The organism is Photorhabdus bodei, assembly GCF_003287735.1.
Taxonomy (GTDB): Bacteria; Pseudomonadota; Gammaproteobacteria; order Enterobacterales; family Enterobacteriaceae; genus Photorhabdus; species Photorhabdus kayaii.
This window is the reverse complement of the sequence record NZ_NSCM01000079.1, coordinates 1-7,015: the sequence shown is the minus strand read 5'-3', so window position 1 is coordinate 7,015 and position 7,015 is coordinate 1. Positions and strand designations below refer to the sequence as shown.

Here is a 7,015-nt window from a genome sequence, read left to right as displayed (position 1 = left end):
TGTTGCAAGGCCAGCCCCAGCGCATGTTCGGCGTTGCCGCTTTTCAGCGCATAGTCATTGGCATCCATGCCCGGCGGGAACTGCACCCGCCATGCCTCGATACCGGCTTCCAGTAAATCAGCGGCCACATTAGCCGCGCCACGGTCTCCGGCCTCGTCCCGGTCAAAGGCAATCAGCACCCGCTTCACGCCGTGATACTGCAAAGCTTCGAGGTGCTCATGGTTAAACCCGTTCACCCCGAACGCGGCAATCACGTTACGGAACCCGGCACACCAGAACGTCATGGCATCGATCAGCGCTTCGCACAGGATAATTTCCGCAGCGGCTTTCATCGCTGCCTCATTCCAGACCCCGGCCAGGGGTGAGGACAGGTACAGATGCTTTGGGCTGTCTTTCAGCACTTTGTAATCCGGCTGGGTTCGGCGGCCATACAGTTGCAGCACCCGCCCGCGGCTGGCCACACTGGCCGATTCGGCCCAGCCGATTATCGGCACCACGACGCAGCCCCGGAAGTGGTCCTGCCGGGTGGTGGTACGCAACACGCCCAGCCCCGACAGCTTGCCGCGCAACTGCTGACCTTCCTGACTGTCTTTGGACGGTAACAACCCCGCGGAACCGCTGATACCGTGATGACCCGCATACCCCAGCTTAAAGTGGCTGACCAGTTCAGGATGATGCAGTCCGCGTCGTGCCAGCCAGGCTTTGGCTTCCGGTGACGCCAGTAAGTTCTGATGATAAAAATCAATCACCTGATGCAACAGCGCCTGCCCGTCATCGTCCAGGTCGGCCAGTTTCGGGCTCGGCAGAGGTGCGGCCTGTGATCCCGGCGGGGCGGCTAAAGAAGAAGCGGCCACAACTGCATTGTCCATGTCCGGCAACCCGGCCAGCTCCCGCAGCCGGCGGATAGCGATTTTCAGCGTGACGCCTTCCGTTTGTATCACCCAGTCCAGCACCGACCCCGCCGCGCCACAGCCAAAGCAGTGATACAGATTCTTGGCAGGCGATATCACCATTGAGGGCGTTTTCTCGTGATGGAACGGACAGCGCAGCACATAATCCTCACCGCGTTTTTTCATCGCACGGCCTTGCTTACGCGCCAGTCCCAGCAATGAGACAGTTTGCTTCAAGCGGGCTAAATCGGTATCGGGAACGCGGGTCATTGCCTTTACTCCTGTAAAATGCGTCAAGATTCATATTGATAATATATATAGTCCCTGATATGATACTTTTAGTCAAGCGATAAAAACGGGAGGGGTATAGTGACGCCAGTTACAGCAACTTTGGAATTTCCTATGAGCTTTTCTGATAAATTGGCTGCTTCCCGTAAAGAGCTTGGTTTCACGCAACAACAGATGGCTGACAAGATTGGTATGCACGTTTCACAGTACAAGCGCTATGAAGCCGGGACATCCCAGCCGACGATTGATGTGTTTCGGCGGATTGCATTAGCGTTGAATGTCAGTGCCGATATGCTTCTTTTTGATCACAATGAACGCGGACCCGATGACCGGCTAAAACTCCAGTTCGAAGCGGTCTCACAGTTGGATGAGAAAGAGCGGGAAGCGATTGAGACAGTGATTAGCAGTATGTTGCATATGCATGATGCTAAACGTTGGACGATAAAACGTTAGGCGCTCAAGAAGAGATAATACTTACGCGGTGTTGAGATGCTGAGAACATCCCAGCACCGCTAACCACAACCCACTATCAGAGGTAGTTAGCTATGGCTGAACACGATTGTAATGTAAATTCAGGCAGTTCGAAAGCCCGACGCCACTATAAAGTCGGCTATATCAGCCGATGTCACGCCAACCGCCACACTGGCATGACCCGCTATTACAGCCAGCACCCCAGTTTGCATCTTAAAGGTAACTGGCTGGAAGAAGCGGGCTTTGCCACCGGGCAGCCAGTGCAGGTCAGTGTTGAGCACGGACAGTTGATTATCCGGCTTGTTGAAAACGGCTAAAAAGGAGATCCCAGCGCTTGGCTGGGATCAGTATTTATTGATTACCACCACTTAGGATAATCATTAAATGCCTCGTACAATGCACATTTCGACTCATCGGTCAGCTTTTCTCTTCCTTTTGCTGATGTGATATAACCATCTAGATTTTCTTTGGCACATGACCATTCAAGTGAGTCCTGAACAGGGTTTAATAGCAATTCAAAAGCCCCATTCATATCTTTAAGACGAGCTATATCATTTCTACGTAAGTTGTCGATAAATGAGTCAAAACATTGACATTCTATCCATAGCTGCATGTCCACGTCTAAACTATATCCAAACTTATCTACTCGGATTGTAAGATTAAATTTCATTGACGGTACATGCTCATCAAGCTCTATTACATCTAATGTAATGTTTATAGGGTTTTTAATTTCTATATCCATTTAATGTGCTCCTACATAACGGGCATGGATGATCGTTGGCAACTCAGTTGCTGTTCGTGGTGGTTTAATTTCTAGTTGCCAGCCATCTACAGTAATTCTCTCACCATATGGCATTTTGTTTTTTGTGGCAGTATTTACAGCAGATTGGAAACTTCTTAGTTCTTGTTGACTAGCCAGTCTCACAGCTTCAGGCGTATGCGTAACAGCTTTTGATGCTGCGTACTCCACCATATGTTCGGTAGCATTTCCATGTACCCAGACTTTCTTCCCGTTCGGTAATGACATTTCAAAAGATTTAGGAATTACGGAGCCAGGATACATTGGCTGGGTGCCTTTAATGGAATCGAAAACAGTCCCTGTTGACAACTCACTATTCTTCGCAACATTTTCTGTTTTTCCATTCGACAATGACTTCCCATCAAACTTACCAACCGGATGCTCAACATTCGTCACCGTACCCTGATCCTTCGGACTGAATTTCCCTTCTCCTACTTTCCATTGAGGTGATGAACCTTCTGCTTTGCTACCCGAAACAGGATTTTTAGCCAGCGCCAAGAATGCTTTAGCCGCCACATATTGCATCACCTTCGCTTCACTGGTCGGGATACCACCGGCTACAATTTCAGCGGCTTTCTCCGGCGTCATTTTCTCATTGGACATCACCACATCCAACGGGACACCGAAGAAGTTCCCCCACGCCACAATCAACCCTCTGGCCGGATCTTGCCCTTCAGGGTGCGTCCCTCTCGCTTGTTTTGCCAACGCTTCCGACAATTCATCCGGGGTTGCCCCTTCCCTGAGCATTTGCATGGCGAGTGAACTCTGTGCCCGACCGTACTCCGCCATGCCTTTGGGTAAGCTCAGTGCATTATTGTCCGTAACAACCCATTCCATTGCAAAGTTGACCGCCGGACGCCGATTTTCCTAATGCCCTCAGTCAGTTACACCCCATTTTTCCAATGTGCGTTCACCGCCGAACCCAAAACTCCCTGACGCGCTTTTCGTACCCGAAGGCCGGTTTTTCCCGCCGTGCCATTGTCAGTGTAGCGCCTTTTTCGGCAACGGGCGAACGTCGCCTAACTTGTTTGGGCGGCGGGTGCCCGTTCTGCGGGCGCGGGCGGCATAGAGCCCGCAAGCGGCGCCCCTGCGACGCTCTGAGGCACTGTGGCTTCGGCTTGCATATGGCCTTGCATGACCACGCGGTTTTGTTCAGGGAAGCCCCCAGGGGCTGCACGGGGCGGCGATGGCGAGCACGGGAATGAGCAAGGAGCCTGCGACTGCGAACCGGGCGCAGCCAGTGCAGCGGGGTTGGGGCGGGGGGAAGTTAATGAGCGGAGGCCGCAGGCCGACTTGCCTTTAGGGGGGTTGGCCGGACGTTGGCACGGCAGCTAAAGAAGAACACGGGTTTTTGCCGAGGACTGGCTCAGCGGCTGACAGCAGAAGGCGTCAGCCTTGTGCGCCACTCCCCGCAATGCCGACCCGCGGGGGCGCAAGACATAATGCCAATTATACGCATTAAGCCGCTCATCAATGCTCAGGCGGTTGCCCGGGCTTACCGGCGCAGTGCGTATAATTCCCCCCGCATTATGTTCAATAGGCGTTGGGCGGCCTGGACCGGCTCAACGGGGACGCCGGGGCTTGCGCCGCCTGACGACTATTTACCCCCGCGTGCGCCGATGCTAACGGGCAGTCCGGCCACGGTCTGCCCTCACACCGAACCCGCCCAACTTAACGGGGGCGGGCGGACGGTCAGCGGATATCGGGGTTTCAGGTCGGCGTCGGGCTGTCCGGCGGTGTGTCGGCGTTGTCTTCGGCGCACAGGTCGGCCAGTAAACCCACTTCATCGGCGTCGTTGACTTTTTCGTCGGCCATTTGTTCCGCCGGGTGGGTGCTGGCGTGTACCGCCTGCAAGGCCCGGATAGAGACCTGCGTATACACCTGGGTGGATTCCACGCTGGCATGGCCTAACATGGCCTGTATCCAGCGCAGGTCCGCCCCGTTCTCCAGCATCTGGGTTGCCATCGCGTGCCGGAACAGGTGACAGGCACCTTTTTTCTCGATACCCACCGCGTTGATATAACTTGTTACCAGATTGCTGATACCGTTGGCCTGTAAGCCATCCAGCCCATCCATTGCCACGAATAATGCCTTGACGTCAGGATTGACGATAAGTTGTGGCCGTACCTGTTGCTGATAGCGCTGTAGCCAGCTTAAGGCCCGTTCACCGAGGGGCAACACCCGGTCTTTATTGCCTTTGCCCTGCCGGACGGTCACGGTTTTGCGTTTTCCGTCAACGCTGTACACATCCAGCCGGGTTAATTCGCCCCGACGCATCCCGGTTGACCAGAGCAACTCCATCAACGCCCGGTCACGTACCCCCTGCAACGTCGTCAGGTCAGGCTGCGCCAGTATCTGTTCGGTTTCATCGATGGTCAGAATATAGCGCGGCAGATGCTTTTCCAGTCTGGGGAGTTCAAGGTCCGCCGCCGGGTTTGCCAGTATCAGATTTTGTTTCGTCAGCCATTTGAACCAGACCTTCAATGGTTCCAGTTGGGTACGTTGCGTCCGGGTGCTTAATGGTTCACCGTTGGTCTTGCGGTACTGATACAGATAACGCTGGTAACGCTCCAGTATCGGCCGGGTGATATCCGCGGCGTAGTATAAACCGCGCTCGGTTGCCCACAGGATAAAGTGGTAAGTATGGTGCGTCTGTACTTTCAGTGTGCTTTCTGACCAGTTACGTTCCTGCCGCCACACCACAAAGCGCAGCAACAACGCATACAGGCTCTTCGGGTCGTGCGCCGGCCCGACAGGTTTACGGTACACTTCATCCACGGTCAGCAGGCTTCCCCTGCGGGGTTTACGGTTTGCCATGATTTATCTCCGTTTCAGCGGGGGGATGAGCGGCTGAGGCAGCGGGCGACGGGGCCATTTTATTTTTGCCTCTAATTATTGCGTTTTCATCCGCCCGGACTTGTGCCCCTGTTTTCCCTTGTGCTGTCTGGGCTGACGCGGGTTTTTCTTCCCCAGACTTAGACCAGACTTGCCCCAGACTTGAGGCAGACTTACTGTCTTCCCGGTCAGACTTGCTCTCATGACCTGTCGGGACGGCTTCCGGCGTTTTATCCCTGTCAGGCACAGGCAAGGCGTTTCCGTGATTATTTTCCTTAATAACCGCGTGTTCATCTGCCCGGACTTGTGTCCCCGCCTGCCCTTGTTCTGCTTGGGCTGACGCGGGTTTTTCTTCCCCAGACTCAGGCCAGACTTGCCCCAGACTTGGGGAAGACTTGCGACCTTTCGGCTCAGACTTGCGTTCACCGCCGGCGGTTTCTACCGCCGGCTCCTCCACCTCCAGCAGGCCGCACAGGTGGGCTGCGCCGTTGTCTTCCCCGTCCCACAGCAGTTCATACTGCAACAGATGTCCCCGGCTGCCGCCATGCAACAGCAGGTATTCCATTTCGGTGAGACGCTGGCAATGATTCTTAAGCTGGCTGTCGCTCCAGTGGGTAAAGGCACGGATATCTCGCCGGGTAAAGCGGACTTCATTTGGCTGGCAGTGCTGGATTTGCGCTTGTGCGTTCACCATCTCTTGTATCAGCAGTAACAGCTTGCGCGTCTGCGGCGGCATTTCATCCAGCGTGCGCCCCAGAACTTCATGTGCCAGTTGGTTAGCGAGCTGGATATCGTCTTTCGTCACTTCGATATATTCAATCACCTGCCCGCGATGCGTGGTTTTCTTCACTTCACGTTGATACTGGTGCAGCAAGGCAATGGCCTGTATCAGCGTCAGGTATTTCATATGGTCGCGCCGCATCCGGGTTTTGTCTGACAGGAACGTCAGTTGATGGGCGTAAGGATTGACCACTTTCAGCGGCCTTAACAGGCGCTGGGCGTTCTGGTGTAACTGCGTCAGATAGCTTTTCTCCGAGTCAGCCAGCAACCCGGCCAGCGTCTGGCGGTGCCGCTGCATCGCGTGGATGGCCTGCGTCTGCTCGCGCGATTCATTGACCGTCAGCACCAGACAGCGGTTTAACAGCTCTTCATCCACATCAATGGCCGTCGTCGTTAACATCAGCATCACCGGTCCCTGTACCTTGTATTCCCGCGTCACCAGTTCGCCGCTCTGTTCGTTCTTACCGGTGCTGGCGATTTTCAGCTCGCCGTCGGACTGCAACAGTTTCAGGGCATAGGCCGCCTGCCGCACGCCTTCCTCTTCGGCTATCGCCAGTATTTTGTGTTGCAGGCTGGTTTCCCCCAGATAGTAGAGGCTCTGCCCGGTCATTGCCGAGTACTGGATACGCTCCTCTTCCGGCATCAGGTTCAGCACCGCCTCCATCAGGGAAGATTTCCCTGCCGCCGAGCTGCTTTGTATCAGCACGGCCAGCGGTTTATCGAGTTTGCGCGAGACTGCCGCCAGATACCCGGTCAGCAGATTGGTGGATTCGCCGACCACGCCGCAGGCGGCCATGTTGTTGATAATCTGTTCTGTTAAGTTCGGCGATGTCAGCAACGCCAGCGCGGCAGCTTCATCTTCCGCGCTGACCGTCACCGCCGTTGTCCCTGAGGCTTCGGCCTCCGCTTGCTGCTCGGCATCCTGTTGCTGCTCCAGCATCAGCAAGACCCG

The 7,015-nt window shown here is 54.9% G+C and carries 6 protein-coding genes and 1 pseudogene; 2 read left to right on the top strand and 5 right to left on the bottom strand.

Features of this window, described 5'->3' with window-relative positions:
- Positions 1-1,160: CHC2 zinc finger domain-containing protein (locus CKY02_RS22025; RefSeq protein ID WP_146747484.1), on the bottom strand; the 1,160-nt coding region annotated here is incomplete at its 3' end.
- A gap of 132 nt (positions 1,161-1,292) precedes the next feature.
- On the opposite strand from CKY02_RS22025, the gene CKY02_RS22020 reads away from it, so the two are divergent.
- Both CKY02_RS22020 and CKY02_RS22015 read left to right on the top strand, forming a co-directional pair.
- Positions 1,293-1,631 (top strand): helix-turn-helix domain-containing protein, encoded by a 339-nt coding sequence (locus tag CKY02_RS22020; protein ID WP_112896903.1) that lies wholly within the window; start codon positions 1,293-1,295, stop codon positions 1,629-1,631.
- A 92-nt stretch (positions 1,632-1,723) separates the two neighbouring features.
- Entirely contained in the window at positions 1,724-1,966 is a 243-nt protein-coding gene (locus CKY02_RS22015; RefSeq protein WP_112896902.1) for a SymE family type I addiction module toxin, read from the top strand.
- 41 nt (positions 1,967-2,007) lie between these two features.
- On the opposite strand, the gene CKY02_RS22010 is transcribed toward CKY02_RS22015, so the two are convergent.
- From CKY02_RS22010 to CKY02_RS21985, 4 genes and pseudogenes are all read right to left on the bottom strand, one after another.
- On the bottom strand, positions 2,008-2,391 hold the full coding sequence (locus CKY02_RS22010) for a hypothetical protein (protein ID WP_046396846.1): 384 nt from the start codon (positions 2,389-2,391) through the stop codon (positions 2,008-2,010).
- Positions 2,392-3,285 (bottom strand): hypothetical protein, encoded by an 894-nt coding sequence (locus CKY02_RS26000; protein ID WP_112896901.1) that lies wholly within the window; start codon positions 3,283-3,285, stop codon positions 2,392-2,394.
- Positions 3,286-4,158: 873 nt separating this feature from the next.
- Entirely contained in the window at positions 4,159-5,265 is a 1,107-nt protein-coding gene (gene xerC, locus CKY02_RS21990; protein ID WP_112896899.1) for a site-specific tyrosine recombinase XerC, read from the bottom strand.
- A pseudogene (locus tag CKY02_RS21985) lies at positions 5,252-7,015 on the bottom strand (DNA primase); the annotation flags it as partial. The pseudogene CKY02_RS21985 and the gene xerC, both read right to left, overlap by 14 nt.